A 16,109-nucleotide genomic window follows, 5' to 3' on the forward strand; every position below is an offset into this window, starting at 1 on the left:
CCGTAAGCGCGGGTGCGGTTACTCGACGACGTCGTCGGTGGCGGGACCGAACAGGTAGAGCGCGTCGAGGACCGGCCCTGGTTCGGCGGACCAGTCCATCGCCGCCAGTTGCGCGCGGCTGCGCCGCCCCGTCCGCCACCGCAGGGATTCGAATCGCGAAGTCCGCAAACGCAGTTCGTCACCGGAGGCGGGGCCACTGCGGTACTCGCTGTCCTCGACGATCACCCGTAGCGGGACGGGTGGCTGCAGGATGTCGAGCACCTGCTCGGAGGAGTGGCGGACGCCCGCGGAGTCACGCGCTCCCGGCCGGCCGAGGGCACCGCGGATGTCATGCTCGTGGCTGACGATGTCAGCTACCGGGGCGACCAGCCCACGGGTCTGCGCCTGCCGCTCCAGCTCCCCCGCCGCCGCGGCCCAGGCGGCGAGCACGTCGGTGGTACCAGCACCCCGGAATCGGGCGACCTGTGCGGCCGTCTGCTCGTCGGTCGGCACTCCGGCCAGCCGCCCGTCGACCCACTCCTCGGCGACCGCCACGAGGTGGCTCACCACATCGCGCACCCTCCAACCGGGACATGCCGGCGCCGCGGCGTCCCAGCCGGCCTCGTCGAGCGCCGTGAGCAACCCGACGATCCGCTCGCGGGATTCCTGGTACAGCTCGGCGCTGCGCTGCGCCTCACTGGTCGACACAGCAGCCACTTTCCGCACGCGCACCGTATTCGTCGTGCCAGCGCCACCATTCGTACGGCGGCTCCTGCGGATAACCCTCCGGCGAGTCCTCCCATGTCTCCTGCCGGCCGAGCGCGGTCATATCGAGGAACGCCCAGGTGTTGACGAACGTCTCGTCACCGCGGTCGTTGATGAAGTAGGTGCGGAAGACCCGGTCCCCGTCGCGGATGAAGGCGTTGGTGCCATGCCACTGGTCGCACCCGAAGTCGGCGTCGAACGAGTCGGTGATCGTGTACCAGGGGATGTCCCAGCCCATCCGCGTCGTCACCCGCGCCAGGTCGGCCTGGGACGCACGTGAGGCGTAGACGAGCGCGGTGTCGCGCGCGTTGAGGTGAGCGAGGTTTCCGATGTGGTCAGCCATCAACGAACACCCCACACACCCGTGGTCGGGCCACCCGTGCACACCTGGTTCGACGAAGGCGCGGTAGACGATCAGCTGCCTGCGACCGTCGAACAGATCCAGCAGGGTCGCAGGCCCGTCGGGTCCCTCGAACGCATACGGCTCCTCCACCGCCGTCCACGGCATCCGCCTGCGCATCGCGGCCAGCGCGTCCCGTGCGCGGGTCATCTCCTTCTCCTTGACGAGCATCTGCCGGTGCGCGTCCTCCCATTCGCGCGCGGACACGATCGGTGGTGTCTGCATCGAAACCTCCATAAACATTAAACAAATCAGTTGAATGTCACTTCGGTTAGCACACCACACACGCGTCGCTATAGTCAACAACATGATTGAAGATCAGGTGCTGGATCGGGCGTACGCCGCGCTCGCCGATCCCACGCGCCGCAGGTTGCTGGAGACGTTGCGCGACGGAGACGCGCGGATCACCGACCTCGCGGCGCCGCTCCCCATGAGCTTCGCCGGCGTATCCCGTCACGTCGGCGTGCTCGAATCAGCGGGGCTGGTCTCCCGTGAGGTGCGGGGACGCGAACACTGGCTGTCACTGCGGCCGGACGGTCTGGCCATGGCCGCGCGGTGGATGGATGAGCAGACGGAGTTCTGGTCGACCCGGGCCGACGCGTTGGCGGCGAGGCTGCGCCAGAAGCGGAGCGGGCGATGACCGAGGCGACAACCGTCCGGGTGCAGCGTGTGATGCCCGCGCCGCCCGACGAGGTATTCGACGAATGGCTCGACCCGCAATCGCTGACGGAGTGGATGTGCCCGCATCCGACACGGGTCGTCGACGTCGACATCGAACCCCAAGTCGGCGGGCGCGTGCGCTTCGACGTCGACGACGTGGGCGTCCGGGTGCTGATCACCGGACAGTTCCTCGAGATCGACCGTCCTCGCCTGCTGCGCTTCACATGGAGCAATTCGGATTGGCCCGATCCGACGGCGGAGAGCATCGTCGAGGTCACCTTCACGCCGGTCGAGGACGACCAGACGCTCATGTCGATCGAGCACACCCTGCTTCCGCCAACGGAATTCGAGAACTTCCACAGCGGCTGGACACTCACCGTCGATCAACTCGCCGACATGTTCACCCGCTAGGCGTCGGCCACTATTCGACGGTGACCGACTTGGCCAGGTTGCGCGGTTTGTCGACGTCGTATCCGCGCGCCCGGGCGACCTCCGCGGCGAACACCTGCAGCGGAATCGTCGACAGCAGCGGCTGGAACAGCGTCGTGGTGGCCGGGATCTCGAAGATGTGGTCGGCGAAGGGCCGGACGGTGTCGTCACCCTCCTCGGCGATCACGATCGTGACCGCGCCGCGCGCCTGGATCTCCCGGATGTTCGACAGCATCTTCGCGTGCAGCATCGAGGCACCCTTGGGCGACGGCATCACGACGATCACCGGCAGGTCTTCGTCGATCAGCGCGATCGGGCCGTGCTTGAGCTCGCCGGCCGCGAAGCCCTCGGCGTGCATGTACGCCAGTTCCTTGAGCTTGAGGGCACCTTCGAGCGCCACCGGATAGCCCACGTGGCGGCCGAGGAACAGGATCGTCGGCTTGTCGGCGAAGCGCCGCGCCAACTCGACCATCGGGTTGAGCTGCTTGAGCACCTGTGCGACGAGGTTCGGCATCGCCTCGAGCTCGTGATACTCCCGCGCCACCTCGTCGGGGTACTTGGTGCCGCGGGCCTGGGCCAGCGCCAACCCGACGAGATAGTTCGCGGCGATCTGGGCCAGGAAGGTCTTGGTCGCCGCGACGCCGATCTCGGGTCCGGCACGGGTGTAGAGCACCGCGTCGGCTTCGCGCGGGATCTGACTGCCGTTGGTGTTGCAGATCGCCAGCACCTTGGCCTTCTGCTTCTTGGCGTGCCGCACCGCTTCGAGGGTGTCGGCCGTCTCGCCCGACTGGGAGATCGCGACCACCAGCGTGCTGCGGTCCAGCACCGGGTCGCGGTAGCGGAACTCGCTGGCGAGTTCGGCCTCGACCGGCAGCCGCGTCCAGTGTTCGATCGCGTACTTGGCAAGCAGACCGGAGTGGTAGGCCGTCCCGCACGCCACGACGAAGACCTTGTCGATGTCGCGCAGTTCCTGATCGCTCAACCGCTGCTCGTCGAGCACGATGCGGCCGTCGATGAAGTGCCCGAGCAGCGTGTCGGACACCGCCGCCGGCTGCTCGGCGATCTCCTTGAGCATGAAGTACTCGTAGCCGCCCTTTTCAGCGGCCGACAGATCCCAGTCGATGTGGAATTCGCGGAAGTCCACGTCGGTGTTGCCGTGGAAATCGGTCACGGTGTAGCCGTCGGCGGTCACGACGACGGCCTGGTCCTGCCCGAGTTCGACGGCGTGGCGGGTGTGCTCGATGAACGCCGCGACGTCGGAGCTGACGAACATCTCGCCGTCGCCGATGCCGAGCACGAGCGGGGTCGACCGGCGGGCGGCGATGATGGTCCCCGGTTCGTCGGCGTTGGCGAACACCAGAGTGAAGTGCCCCTCCAAGCGGCGCAGCACGGCCAGCACGGACGCGGCGAAGTCACCCGCGGTGTCGCCGTAGCGGTACTGACGGCCGACCAGGTGGACGGCGACCTCGCTGTCGGTGTCGCTGGCGAATTCGACGCCGGCCGTCTCGAGTTCCTCACGCAGCGGGGCGTAGTTCTCGATGATGCCGTTGTGGACGACGACGATCTTGCCGTCGGCGTCGCGGTGTGGGTGCGCATTGCGGTCGGTGGGCCTGCCGTGCGTCGCCCATCTGGTGTGGCCGAGACCGCTGGATCCGGACAGCGTCTCCGGCGCGGAGCATTCGAGGACCTCGCCGAGGTTGGCCAGCCGGCCCGCGCGGCGGTGCACGGTCATACCGCCGTGTCCGTCGAGTAGCGCGACGCCCGCCGAGTCGTAGCCGCGGTATTCCATCCGGTGCAACGCGTCGACCACGATGGCGCAGGCGGGACGGTGCCCGACATAGCCGACGATTCCACACATAGAGAACCAGGGTAGTGCAAGAGCCGCGACGGGAGCGGTGAGCTACGGTCGTCAGGTGGCCAGCACAAAGAAGCTGTTCAAGGCTTTGACCCGCCGCGGCCCGCATCGCGTTCTGCGCGGTGACCTGGCCTTCGCCGGATTACCCGGTGTCGTGTACACCCCGGAGACGGGTCTCAACCTGCCCGGCGTGGCGTTCGGCCACGATTGGCTGGCCAGTGGGCTGCGTTACAGCGGCACGCTCGAGCACCTGGCGTCCTGGGGCATCGTGGCCGCGGCGCCCGACACCGAGACCGGAATCGCACCGTCGGTGCTCAATCTCGCCTTCGACCTGGGCACGACGTTGGACATCATCAGCGGGGTGCGGCTCGGTCCGGGCAAAATCAGCGTCCATCCGGCCAAACTCGCGGTCGCCGGGCACGGATTCGGCGGATCGGCCGCCATCTTCACCGCCGCAGGCATGCCGGATCGTTTGCAGGCCGCAGCGGCGCTCTTCCCGACCGTCTCCCGGCCGCCCGCCGAGCAACCGGCGGCGTCACTGCGGGTTCCGGGGCTGATCCTGGCCGATCCCGGTGATCCGATGTCGCTACGGTCCAATGCCGTCGAACTGGCGCGGGCGTGGAAGCCTGCGACGTTGCGGGCTGTCCACAAGGTGACCGCGGGCGGGCTCGTCGAGGGCCGCCGGGTGGCCCGGGCCGTCAAACTCCCGGGCGAGGACAAAGGCACTCAGAAGATCGTTCGTGCCTTACTCACCGGGTATCTGCTGAACGAACTGACCGGTGACAAGAAGTACCGCGAGTTCAGCGATCCCGAGGCGGTGCTGCCAAAGACCGACGTGATGGATCCGCACTCCGATGATTCCGTCGATCTGGAGAACAAGGTCGTCGCGCTACTGAAACCGTGATTGGGCCAACCAACCGGTTGGGTGTATAACCCTTTCATGCGCACTGGCATCTTCTTGAGTTATGCGGGCGGCTTCCGCGAGGCCGTCGAGGACGTCGTCGAACTCGAGAAGGTGGGCGTCGACATCGCCCTGGTGGCGGAGGCCTATTCGTTCGACGCGATCAGCCAACTGGGTTACCTGGCCGCCAAGACCTCGCGCATGGAGATCGGCTCGGGCGTGGTGCCGATCTACGTACGGACACCCTCGCTGCTGGCGATGACGGCGGCCGGTCTGGACTACGTCTCCGACGGCCGCTTCCGGCTGGGTATCGGCACCTCCGGCCCGCAGGTGATGGAGGGTTTCCACGGCGTCCCGTTCGACGCCCCGCTGGGCCGCACCCGCGAGGTGGTCGAGATCTGCCGCACGATCTGGCGTCGCGAGAACGTCGAATTCGACGGCAGGCACTACCAGATCCCGTTACCCGCGGACCGCGGCACCGGATTGGGCAAACCGCTGCACCTGATCAATCATCCTGTGCGCGAACGTATCCCGATCACGATCGCCGCGCTGGGACCAAAGAACGTAGAGCTGACCGCTGAGATCGCCGAAGGCTGGCAGCCGGTGTTCTTCTACCCCGAGCGCGCGGACGCCGTATGGGGTGACGCACTGCGCGCGGGCTTCGCCAAACGCGATCCCGAGCTCGGCCCGCTGGATGTGATGGTGAGCGCCGCGCTGGCCATCGGCGACGACGTCGACGACCGGTTGGCGTGGGTAAAACCCCAACTGGCGCTGTACATCGGCGGTATGGGCGCGCGCGGCAAGAACTTCTACCACAACCTCGCCACCCGCTACGGTTTCGGCGAGGTCGCCGATCGGATCCAGGACCTGTACCTGGCCGGGAAGAAGGCCGAGGCCATCGATGCCGTACCCGACGACCTCGTGCGCTCGATATCGCTGATCGGGCCGAGGGGCTTCGTAAAAGAACGGTTGGCCGCCTACGCGGAAGCCGGCGCCACCACCCTGCTGCTGCAGCCGGTCACGGCCGACCGGCGCGAATCCGTGCGCTACGTCGAGGATCTCACGGCGCTGCTGCCCTGAGGCCATCCGCCGACCTGGTGGCCGTAGCGCGAGATTGCATCTATGCAGGAGAACTGCGAGAGCGGGCCTGCGTGAGTGCAGTCTCGCGAGTGCAGCTTCTTTGAGAGACCTGCCTATTCACCGACCTGTGGCACCTCGTCGGCGGCGATCTCACACGGTGTCGCCGATGCCGGCTCCGGGGCGGGCGCAACGGGTGCGGCCAGCGGGGCCGCCGGAGCGGGAGTTGGCGCCGGGGGCTCGGGGGCAGGCTCAGGTTCGCCGACCGCGGCGGGCTCCTCAGGCTCGGACTCGCCCACGTCGGTGTCTTCCTCTTCTTCGGTGTCTTCTTCTTCGGTGGCCTCCTCTTCTTCGGTGTCTTCTTCTTCGGTGTCTTCCTCTTCCTCTGCGAGCTCATCCTCTGCGAGCTCGTCGTCGAGTTCGGGGTCATCGGGCTCGGGCAGCTCGCCGAGCGCATCACCGACGGTGGGCATCAGGCCACCGACCACCTCGCCGAGTTGCTGACCGAGACCCGAGAGCCCTGAAAGACCGGAGAGCCCCGAGCCCATGTCCGGCAGCGCTCCGGCCGACGGCATCGACGGCATGGGTGATCCGGCCGCGGACATCGGCGCTGCGGCCGCGGGCTGCGTCGCGGGCAGGGGTGGCGCAGCGACCGCGGGCGCCGGTGCCGGTGCCGTTGCGGGTCCCGGTGCCCACGAATTGCCGGGTTCGGGGAACTGGGGCGACCCTTCGCTTCTCACCGCAGTGGTCGCGGTGTCGAAGCACTGCGCTATCGCGTCGCTGGCGGCCTCCATGGCGGCGACCCACTCCGCGCGGACATCGTGGACGACGAACGGCTTGACCTGTGCGTCGACCAGCTCGCTCGCCGCGGCCCGGTCGCCCACTCCGGTGTGGACGGTCTCCGCGGCTGCCAGCCACTCCCCGCGCACCCCATCGGTTCTCGCGTCGACCGCCTCCGCGGCCGCGACCTTCGCATCCACGAGCCGCCACAGCTCGTCCCGCAGCGCGCCCACCTGTTCTGCCGCGGCGGACAGTGCGGTGACCGCTTGCGTCGAGGCCGCGCTGTGCCGGCGCAGGAATTCGGCCGCGGCATCCGCCCCCGCCCCCGTCCACGCCGCGCTCAACGCATTCAGCTGCGAGTCCTGCAGCTGCTGCGCGTCCCGCACCGCCGCCACCGCCGCGCGCAGGGCGGCATGGTCCGCATCGAGCGTATGCAGATCGAGCCCAGCTTCGGTGGCGTAGGCCTGCTCCACCCGGGCGGTCAGGTCATGGCCGCAGACCCCGAGCGACTGACACGCCGACGTATAGCGTGCGAAATCGTCCACGGCGGGCTGCCCTTCGGCCAGCCGGCCCGCGACGTCGAAGGTCCCCGCCACGGTTACCGCACCCGCGAGGCCGCGTCGGCATCGGCCTCGGCATAGCGGACGGCCGATGCCCGCAGTGCGGCAGCGACATCGGCCGCCGAGCGCGCCCACCCCTGCAGGGCCGCCACCACGTCGTCGACCGCGGCGCGCAACGCGTCCCCGTGGACGGCATACCCGCGACCCGCAGCCGAACCGTCGAACGACAACGCCGAGAGATGTGTGCGCACAGCCGCGTCGACGATGCTCGCGGCCGCGTCATACCGACCGGCCATGCTGACGAGTGCCGCACCGTCGACGCGGGCGGCCTGAACTGCTCCCATGAAAGGTTAGGACGCCGCGCAGCGCACGGCGGTTCCCGATCTAGCGCTGTTCGCTCACCGATTCGGCCACCCGCACCGCCAACTGGCGCGCCGTATCCTCGTCGGCCGCCTCGACCATCACCCGGACCATCTGTTCGGTCCCAGAGGGCCGCAACAGGATTCGCCCGGTGTCGCCGAGCGCTGCCTCGGCCTCGGACACCGCGGTCCGCACCGACGGCGCTTGGGCGGCGGTCGCCTTGTCGGCGACCGCGACATTGATCAGCACCTGCGGCAACGTCTGCATCGGTTCGGCGAGCGCGGCCAGTGACTTGCGGGTCTGCGCCATCCGCGACATCAACCGCAGCCCGGTCAGGATGCCGTCGCCGGTCGTGCCCAGGGTCGGCAGGACGATGTGTCCGGACTGTTCACCGCCCAGCGTGAAGGATCCGGCCCGCAACTCTTCGAGCACGTAACGGTCTCCGACGCCGGTGGTGCGGACCTCGATGCCCGCATCCCGCATCGCCAGGTGCAGACCCAGATTGCTCATCACCGTCGCGACCAGCGTGTCGGAGGCCAGTTCACCGGCCTCCCGCATGGCCAGCGCCAGCACCACCATGATCGCATCGCCGTCGATCACCCGTCCGTTGGCGTCGACGGCCAGACAGCGGTCGGCGTCACCGTCGTGCGCCAGCCCCAGATCCGCGCCGTAGGACACCACTGCCGCCTGCAGCGTCTCCATGTGGGTGGATCCGCAGCCCTCGTTGATGTTGAGTCCGTCGGGGTCGGCGTTGATGGTCAGGACGTTGGCACCCGCCGCGCGGTAGGCCAGCGGTGCGGCGGCCGATGCGGCGCCGTGGGCGCAGTCGACCACGACGGTCAGCGCGTCGAGGCGGGTGGTGACCGCTTTACCGACATGTCGCAGATAGCGGTCGAGCGCGTCCACCGCATCGACCACGCGGCCGATACCCGCGCCCACCGGGCGTTCACCCGACCCCTGCTGCACGAGCTCCGCGATGCGGTCCTCGGTGGCGTCGTCGAGTTTGTGCCCGCCGGGGCCGAAGATCTTGATGCCATTGTCGGGCATGGGGTTGTGCGACGCCGAGATCATCACGCCGAAGTCGGCGTCGTACGCGCTGGTCAGGTAGGCCACCGCCGGAGTCGGCAGCACGCCGACTCGCAAGGCGTCGACCCCTTCGCTGGTCAGGCCGGCGATCACCGCGGCCTCGAGCATTTCGCCACTGGCGCGGGGGTCGCGGCCCACGACGGCCACCCGGCGGCGGGCATGGCCGCCGGAACTCAGCCGCCGCGCCGCCGCCGAACCGAGCGCCAACGCGAGCTCAGCGGTCAGATCGCGGTTGGCGACCCCGCGCACGCCGTCGGTGCCGAACAGTCGAGCCATGCCGACAAACTTCTCACACATGGCGGCTGCGGAGCCAACTCCGGCCCAAACGACTCACCGCCCGCATCCGGGTGGATGCGGGCGGTGAGCAGTGGATCGACTATCCGACCGGGGCAGCCTCGGCGGGAGCGGTCTCCATCGGCGGTGACCCGCTCCACTACGGTCTTTTACTCGATCAGCAGTGTGCGACAGCTCACAAAATGCAAATCGCCGGGCACATCGAGATGTGCCCGGCGATTCGGTATGACGATCAGCGCTTGCTGTACTGAGGCGCCTTACGGGCCTTCTTCAGGCCGTACTTCTTGCGCTCGATGGCACGCGGGTCGCGAGTGAGGAACCCGGCCTTCTTGAGCGCGGGACGATCCTCGGGCTGCACGATGATCAGCGCACGGGCGATGGCCAGACGCAGGGCGCCTGCCTGCCCGGACGGACCGCCGCCGTCGAGATGGGCGTAGATGTCGAAGCTCTCCACCCGGTCGACGATCACCAGCGGAGCCTTGATGAGCTGCTGGTGCACCTTGTTGGGGAAGTAGGCCTCCAACGTGCGGCCGTCCAGGTGGAACTTGCCGGTGCCGGGCACCAGGCGCACTCGCACCACGGCCTCCTTGCGGCGGCCGACGGTCTGGATCGGGCGGTCGATGTACACCGGCTCGCGGGGCTCGACTTCCGGCGTCACGTCTTCGATCGTCTCGACGGCGCCCGCGTCGACGGTGTCGGACTCGGTCTCGACGGTGTCGGTCTCAGTTGCCGTACCGGCTTCGTCTGTCATTGCGCCACCTGCTTGATCTCGAACGGAATCGGCTGCTGCGCAGCGTGCGGATGGTTGGGACCCGCGTACACCTTGAGCTTCTTCTGCACCTGCCGGCTGAGCTTGTTGTGCGGAAGCATGCCGACGATCGCGTTCTCCACGACCCGGGTCGGGTGCTTGATCAGCAGCTCACCGATGGTGCGCCGGCGCAGACCGCCGGGATATCCCGAGTGGCGGTAGGCGTACTTGTTGTTGAGCTTGTTGCCGCTGACGGCGATTTTCTCCGCGTTGATGACGATGACGAAATCGCCACCGTCCACGTTGGGCGTGAATGTCGGCTTGTGCTTGCCTCGAAGCAGCTTGGCTGCTTCGACGGCGAGCCGGCCGAGCACCACGTCGGTGGCGTCGATGACGTACCACGAGTGTGTGGTGTCACCCGCCTTCGGCGTGTATGTAGGCACAGTGCTTACCTTCTCTTCTCGGGTGTTCCCGGTGACCCGGGTGACGGTCTGGCGTGTGGAGGGTGTTCCCGGCGACCGACGTTGACCCGGGGACCCGCGTTACCGTGACGGCACCGCACGCCAACGAGGCAGCTTACCTGTGCGCGTCGTCGCAGGTCAAAATGCAAACTGTGCGGTCCCGCCGGGCTCCCCTCCCGGTCGGGACCGCACAGGGTCTGTGGGGGTCACCACCCCCAGGCGTTGGCCGCGCTGCGATCGGTCGCCGCGACGTCGTCGGCGCCGTCGCGTACCGCGCTGCCCAGGCTGAACAGGATCTCGTTCAGCGCTGCGGCCGCCTGGTCCCACCGCACCTGCTCGGTGCGATAGGCCTCAGCGGCGTGCCGCGTCCACACCTGCTGCAACGGGGCGATCTGCGCGCGCAGTTCGTCGAGCGCGGCATTCAGCCGACCGTGTGTGGTGTGGATCTCCTGGCGGACGGTGTACTCGATCTGGTCGAAGTCGTAGGACAGAACGTGGTCCATGGTGTCTCCAATTCTCCGTGCTACAGGGAGGTGCCGATGACACCGATTTGGTGTGAGTGCCCGTCGGCGGCGGCGAGCAGCGTCTGCTGGTTGCTCCGCATGGTCTCGGCGATCCGCTGCAGGGCGGTGTGCAGCTTCAGCGATTCGCCGTTCCACCGGTCGACGACCTCACGGAACCGGACGGCCGCCGCCCCGCCCCAGACCGACGGCGGCACGCTGCCCATCCGGCCGATGAACGACTGCAGCATCGCGCGGATCTCTTCGTTGCGGGCGTCGATCGCTCCGGCGACGGAGCCCATGAGCTCGAAGTCGGTGTTGAGCGCCCCGCCGGTGGGTGTGGTCATCGAATGGCTTCCCTTCTGCTGTGGTGCGATACCAGTTAAGACGGCGGTAGTCCGCATCCGGTTCCCCTGTCGGACAACTTTTCTCAGAACACCGCGTGCGCCGAGCGCACCGCCGCCTCACACGCCGGCCGGACGGCATCGGCACGCCCGGGTGGGCTCTGACAGCCGATCGCGATGCGCAGCGCGCCGTCGGCCAGCACCGCCCAGTCGGTCTGGTGTTTCGCGCGCCGCTCCCGGTAGGTGGCCACGGCCCGGCCGCCCCGTTCGTCGACGGCGCGGAAATCGGTGAAGACCCCGGTGTCCTCCGCCTCGAGTGCGTCGCGAAGCGTGTCGGCCACCTGTTGCACCGACTGGGGACGCGGCAACACCGATTGCGTGACATGCAGAGCGACAGCGGGATCCGCGGGTGAGGTGATCTGCACGCGGGCCGATCCGCCGCCCTCGGTGATGCGCGCAACGGTCCACAGCGCGGGGACGACGAGTCCGACGCGACCCTCCACCAGAAGCGCCGTCGGCTCGGGTTGCGGATCGTCGGTGAGCGCCGCCGCGCCGATGATTCCGACGGTGGTGAGCAGGGCCCCGGCCAGGACGGGCGCCGCACGCCGACGGGAGCGGCCCGGTGGCGCGGCGGCCGGCGTCGGCTCGGGTGCCGCGTTCCGCAGCGGGACTGCACCGGCCCTGGTGGCCGTGACACCCCGCTCTCCGAGGGCGGTGACGATCGACGACGCCAGCGCATCGCCGCCCACTCCCCGCGGGGCGTCCACGAGAACCGTTCCCCTACCGCCGATCTCGCGCACCACCGCAGCGCATATCGCGGCGTCGTCCGATCGGACCATCGTGCGCACCCCCGCCGCGATGACGGCCACATGGTCGACGGCGATCTCCACGACCGCCGTGAACCCGTCGCCGAGCATCTGCGCCCGCGTCATTCCGACGACAGACCTGTGCACGTCGCCGGCCGCGTCGAGCACCACGTCCACCCGGCGCCTGCTCCACCATGTCGGGTGCACAACGGTGAGCTCGTCGTCGCCGGCACCGACGGCGGACCGCAGCAGCTCGGAGACCACCCGCCGGACGGCAACGGGCCGACCGTCGACGAGCATCAGCGGGTCGTCGATCGCTTCCACTGCGGCAGAGGCTAATTCGTCGTCGACTGGTTCGGGGCCGCGCATCGTCGTCGGGCCGACCTCCACGACGGTCACGGCGGATCGGTCCACGCCACCTGGATCAGCCGATCGGGTGCACCCCGGGTGACGAGCATCGCGCGGCCGGGTGCGAGCGGGCTGGGGCGCACCGATCCCAGCAGGACCCCCTCCTCGGGCCCGGCGCTCATCATCAGCCCCATCGCGCCCAGGTCGCGGAGCCGCGCGAGCAGGGGATCGAACATCGCCCGGCCGGCCCCGCCGGAACGGCGGGCCACGATGACGTGCAGGCCCACGTCGCGCGCGTGCGGCAGGTAACCCAGCAACGGCGTCAGACCGGCGCCGCCGGCCACCAGGTCGTAATCGTCGATGACCACGTAGAATTCCGGGCCAGACCACCACGAGCGGGTGCGCAGCTGCTGCTGGGTGACACCGGCGCCGGGCATCCGCTCGGCGAGGCGCTCGACCAGCGCGGGCACCGCCGCGGCGAGGCCTGACTCAGCCATCACATAACCGGCCAGGTGGTCTGATTCGACCACTCCGAGCAGAGTGCGGCGGAAGTCGACGACGAGCAGCTGCACCGCCTCGGGCGAGCTGTTCGCTGTCAGCCCGGTGCACAGCGTGCGCAGCGCCGCGGTCTTACCGCATTCGACGTCGCCGAGCACGATGAGATGCGATTGCATCGCGAAATCCGCTGTCACGGAACCCAGATCGCCCTCTCCGAGTCCGATGACGACCCGGGTGGACGATTCCGCACCGCTGATGTCGTGCCTGCGGACGAGCGCGGGCAGCTGAGCGATCCGCGGTGCGCTGCGATGCGCATATCGGGTCCGCAGGGTGGCCGCGGCCGCAGTGAGCGCGGCGCCGAGGCTTTCGGCGCTGGGGTGACCGTCGAGTCGTGGCAGGGCGATCACCGTCTCGCGGCCCTCGCGAGTGAGCCCCCGACCGGGTGGGCCGTCGGTGAGCTGCCGTGCCCTCTTGCGGTCCATCTCCGACTCCGCGGGTTCCCCCAGCCGCAGTTCGATGCGGGTGCCGAGCTGATCCTTGAGCGCCGGGCGCAGATCCGCCCACCGCGATGCCGCCAGCACGACGTGCACGCCGTACGACAACCCCTGCACGGCGAGCGCGGTGATCGTGGGCTCGAGATGCTCGAAGTCCCGCCGCAGCACCGCCCATCCGTCCACGACGAGGAACACTTCGCCGTAGGGGTCGCCCTCGGTGACGGGATCGCCGGCCGTGCGCCGCCTGCGGTACTCGGCCATTGACTCGATGCCGCCCCGCCGGAAGCGGAGTTCCCGTGCGCGTACCAGGGATTCGCATTCGGCCACGATTCGCCGGATGAGCTCAGTGTCCTGGCGCCCGGCGACGGCGCCCACATGCGGAAGCTCTGACATCGCGGCCAGCGCACCGCCGCCGAGGTCGAGGCCGTAGAACTGCACCTCCCGCGGATCGTTGGTGGCCGCCAGCGCCAGCATCAGTGTCCGCAGCGCCGTTGACTTCCCGGAGCGCGGACCGCCGACCACGGCCACGTTGCCCGCGGCTCCACCGAGGGCGACCGAGAAGAGCTCTCGGCGTTGTTCGAAGGGACAGTCGACGAGACCGATCGGAACCGTGAGCGGGCCCGTGCGGTCGGTGGGGGCGCGGGAGAGCACCGCGTCGAGCGGCGGCGCGCCGGCAAGCGGCGGCAGCCACACTCGATGTGCGGGCGTCCCATGACCGGCCAGCCGATCCACCACGGTGTCGAGCACCGCGGGCGCCGAGCCGTTAATCTCCTTGTGCACAACGCCTTTCGCTTCATGGGGGATGACGGCGAACAGCCGCGGTCTCGGCGGCTCCTGGAGGAGTGCGGCCGGAGCCGCGGTGACCGGACCGGAGACGAACGCCGTACGGAACCGGGTCATGTCACCGGACGCCGTCTTGAGATAGCCCACCCCCGGGGTGCTGGGCAGGTCGTGGGCGTCCCCCACACCAAGGACGGCCCGTGATTCGCCGGCCGAGAACGTCTTGAGGCAGATCCGGTAGGACAGGTGGGTGTCCAGCCCGCGGAGCCGGCCTTCGTCGAGCCGTTGACTGGCCAGCAGCAGATGCATGCCCAGCGACCGGCCGACCCGCCCGATCGCGAGGAACAGTTCCGCGAAATCGGGGTGCTGGGTGAGCAGTTCGGAGAATTCGTCCACCACGATCAGCAGCACCGGCAGGGCCGCCACATCGGGACGGGAGGCTCGCACCTGCCGGTAACCGGCGACGTTCGCCACGTTGCCCGCGGTCCGCAGCAGTTGCTGGCGCCGGTGCATCTCGCCGGCCAGTGCGTCCCGCATACGCGCAACCAGATGAGACTCCTCGTCGAGGTTGGTGATGACCGCCGAGACGTGCGCGGCGCGTTCGAAGCCGAGAAAGGTTGCCCCGCCTTTGAAGTCGACCAGGATCAGGTTCAGCGAGTCCGGTGGGTGCGACGCGATCAGGCCGAGCGTCAAGGTGCGCAGCAGTTCCGACTTTCCTGAGCCGGTGGCCCCGACGCACAGCCCATGCGGCCCCATGCCCTGCTCGGCGGCTTCTTTGAGATCCAGTTCCACCGGCGTCCCGCTGTCGGACAGGCCGATGGGTACCCGCAGGAACTGCGCCGGGGTCCGTGCTCGCCACACCGCGGCGGGGTCGATTCGCGCCGGATCGGCGATGTACAGCAGGTCCGGCCAGTTGCGCGGCGTCGACCGAACCGACGGTGCGTCGGCGACATGTGCGGCGCAGCCGGCCAACCGCCTGGCGCAGGAGGCGGCCTGATCCGTGGTCAGAGTGTCGGGGCGGCCCACCCGCTCCACGCCGGCGCGGTCGCGTATCACCACCTCATCGCGGTCGACGCGCACAGACACGCCACCGCGGGCCTCCCCACCGAGATACAGCACCGTCGCCTCCGGGACGCGGGGCGGCGGGTCTGCTCCGTCGACGATGAGCACCACGCGCTCCCCCGATGGCCGGTGGTGCGGCAACCACTTCAGCCACTCCCACTCACTCCCGTCGGCACTGACGGTCACCTGTTCGGGACCGCACAGCGTGACGAGTTGGCACACCGCCGCCCTGACCAGACCCCGCACCGCCTCACTGTCTCCGGTGAAACTGATCAACCCCGGTTCGGTGAAGCACACTGTGAGCGGCAGGCCGTCGACCGAGGAGCGGTCCCGGACCAGTGCCCGCACCGCCTCCGACGTCACGGGGTCTACGTCATCGCCGCTACCGGCCTCCGGCGCCACGGGCCGGACGCGCATCGGCGCACGCCCGAGTCCGACACGGACACAACCGAAGTCGGCATCGACCGCCGTGCGCTCCCACATCCGCGCGCTGCCGGCCAATGTCCAGAGCGTCTCCGGATCCGGATGGGTGCGATGCTCATCCTCGTACTGCTGGCGCGCGGTCCCGGCGAAGGCCCGGTCGACGCCGTCGAGATAGCGCAGATAGTCACGCCGGTTGCGGTCGACCTCCGTCCCGCGTTGGGAACCGCGGGCACCGAACACCAAGGTGCCGACCAGGGACATCACCATCATGACGGGCAGGAAGCCGAACATCGGACTACGGGTCTGACCCGATCCGGAGGTGAAGTACAGCACCATGATTCCGCCTGCGGCGATCAGCATCGCGAAGGGCATCAGCCGGGCCAGCGGGTGCCCGCCGGCCGGTCGGGGTACCGCCGGTGGCGTCTCCAGTACGAACTCGCCCGTCTGGGGCATGCGGTCGGTGATGTCCATCGATGTTTGGACGGCCCGGGCCGCCGAT

At 69.0% G+C, this 16,109-nt stretch carries 16 protein-coding genes; 4 read left to right on the forward strand and 12 right to left on the reverse strand.

Features of this window, described 5'->3' with window-relative positions:
- Positions 1-18: 18 nt before the first annotated feature.
- Together I7X18_RS22110 and I7X18_RS22115 are read right to left on the reverse strand one after the other, a co-directional pair.
- Positions 19-687: a maleylpyruvate isomerase family mycothiol-dependent enzyme gene (locus tag I7X18_RS22110; RefSeq protein ID WP_232375301.1), complete on the reverse strand. Its 669-nt coding sequence runs from the start codon at positions 685-687 to the stop codon at positions 19-21.
- On the reverse strand, positions 674-1,369 hold the full coding sequence (locus I7X18_RS22115; RefSeq protein WP_193046126.1) for a DUF899 domain-containing protein: 696 nt from the start codon (positions 1,367-1,369) through the stop codon (positions 674-676). The genes I7X18_RS22110 and I7X18_RS22115 overlap by 14 nt, the downstream gene beginning before the upstream one ends.
- Positions 1,370-1,451: 82 nt before the next feature.
- On the opposite strand from I7X18_RS22115, the gene I7X18_RS22120 reads away from it, so the two are divergent.
- A complete protein-coding gene (locus tag I7X18_RS22120; protein WP_193046127.1) occupies positions 1,452-1,784 on the forward strand; it encodes an ArsR/SmtB family transcription factor in 333 nt (110 codons plus the stop codon).
- Positions 1,781-2,215 (forward strand): SRPBCC family protein, encoded by a 435-nt coding sequence (locus tag I7X18_RS22125; protein ID WP_193046128.1) that lies wholly within the window; start codon positions 1,781-1,783, stop codon positions 2,213-2,215. Before I7X18_RS22120 ends, I7X18_RS22125 begins: the two co-directional genes overlap by 4 nt.
- 10 nt (positions 2,216-2,225) lie before the next feature.
- On the opposite strand, the gene glmS is transcribed toward I7X18_RS22125, so the two are convergent.
- Positions 2,226-4,091, reverse strand: a complete 1,866-nt coding sequence (glmS, locus tag I7X18_RS22130) for a glutamine--fructose-6-phosphate transaminase (isomerizing) (RefSeq protein ID WP_193046129.1) — start codon at positions 4,089-4,091, stop codon at positions 2,226-2,228.
- A gap of 55 nt (positions 4,092-4,146) precedes the next feature.
- On the opposite strand from glmS, the gene I7X18_RS22135 reads away from it, so the two are divergent.
- Together I7X18_RS22135 and I7X18_RS22140 are read left to right on the forward strand one after the other, a co-directional pair.
- Positions 4,147-4,992 carry a dienelactone hydrolase family protein gene (locus tag I7X18_RS22135; protein WP_193046130.1) on the forward strand — a complete coding sequence of 282 codons (846 nt, stop codon included), beginning with the start codon at positions 4,147-4,149 and terminating at the stop codon, positions 4,990-4,992.
- Between the two features lie 36 nt (positions 4,993-5,028).
- The gene (locus I7X18_RS22140; RefSeq protein WP_193046131.1) at positions 5,029-6,069 is read left to right on the forward strand and encodes an LLM class F420-dependent oxidoreductase; all 1,041 of its coding nucleotides are present in this window, start codon (positions 5,029-5,031) and stop codon (positions 6,067-6,069) included.
- A 113-nt stretch (positions 6,070-6,182) separates the two neighbouring features.
- On the opposite strand, the gene I7X18_RS22145 is transcribed toward I7X18_RS22140, so the two are convergent.
- From I7X18_RS22145 to eccCa, 9 genes are all read right to left on the reverse strand, one after another.
- Positions 6,183-7,442: a hypothetical protein gene (locus I7X18_RS22145; RefSeq protein WP_193046132.1), complete on the reverse strand. Its 1,260-nt coding sequence runs from the start codon at positions 7,440-7,442 to the stop codon at positions 6,183-6,185.
- A gap of 2 nt (positions 7,443-7,444) precedes the next feature.
- Positions 7,445-7,750, reverse strand: coding sequence for a DUF7162 family protein (locus I7X18_RS22150; RefSeq protein ID WP_193046133.1), 306 nt, complete (start codon positions 7,748-7,750; stop codon positions 7,445-7,447).
- A gap of 40 nt (positions 7,751-7,790) precedes the next feature.
- The gene (glmM, locus tag I7X18_RS22155; protein ID WP_193046134.1) at positions 7,791-9,128 is read right to left on the reverse strand and encodes a phosphoglucosamine mutase; all 1,338 of its coding nucleotides are present in this window, start codon (positions 9,126-9,128) and stop codon (positions 7,791-7,793) included.
- A gap of 250 nt (positions 9,129-9,378) precedes the next feature.
- On the reverse strand, positions 9,379-9,897 hold the full coding sequence (gene rpsI / locus I7X18_RS22160) for a 30S ribosomal protein S9 (protein WP_193046135.1): 519 nt from the start codon (positions 9,895-9,897) through the stop codon (positions 9,379-9,381).
- On the reverse strand, positions 9,894-10,337 hold the full coding sequence (rplM, locus tag I7X18_RS22165) for a 50S ribosomal protein L13 (RefSeq protein ID WP_193046136.1): 444 nt from the start codon (positions 10,335-10,337) through the stop codon (positions 9,894-9,896). The genes rpsI and rplM overlap by 4 nt, the downstream gene beginning before the upstream one ends.
- A gap of 224 nt (positions 10,338-10,561) precedes the next feature.
- Complete coding sequence (locus tag I7X18_RS22170) at positions 10,562-10,858, reverse strand: WXG100 family type VII secretion target (RefSeq protein WP_193046137.1); 297 nt, start codon at positions 10,856-10,858, stop codon at positions 10,562-10,564.
- A gap of 20 nt (positions 10,859-10,878) precedes the next feature.
- Entirely contained in the window at positions 10,879-11,202 is a 324-nt protein-coding gene (locus I7X18_RS22175) for a WXG100 family type VII secretion target (protein ID WP_193046138.1), read from the reverse strand.
- Between the two features lie 83 nt (positions 11,203-11,285).
- Positions 11,286-12,404: a type VII secretion-associated protein gene (locus I7X18_RS22180; protein ID WP_232375302.1), complete on the reverse strand. Its 1,119-nt coding sequence runs from the start codon at positions 12,402-12,404 to the stop codon at positions 11,286-11,288.
- On the reverse strand, positions 12,401-16,081 hold the full coding sequence (gene eccCa, locus I7X18_RS22185; RefSeq protein WP_193046139.1) for a type VII secretion protein EccCa: 3,681 nt from the start codon (positions 16,079-16,081) through the stop codon (positions 12,401-12,403). The genes I7X18_RS22180 and eccCa overlap by 4 nt, the downstream gene beginning before the upstream one ends.
- Between the last annotated feature and the right edge of the window lie 28 nt (positions 16,082-16,109).

The organism is Mycolicibacterium baixiangningiae (genome assembly GCF_016313185.1).
GTDB lineage: Bacteria > Actinomycetota > Actinomycetes > Mycobacteriales > Mycobacteriaceae > Mycobacterium > Mycobacterium baixiangningiae.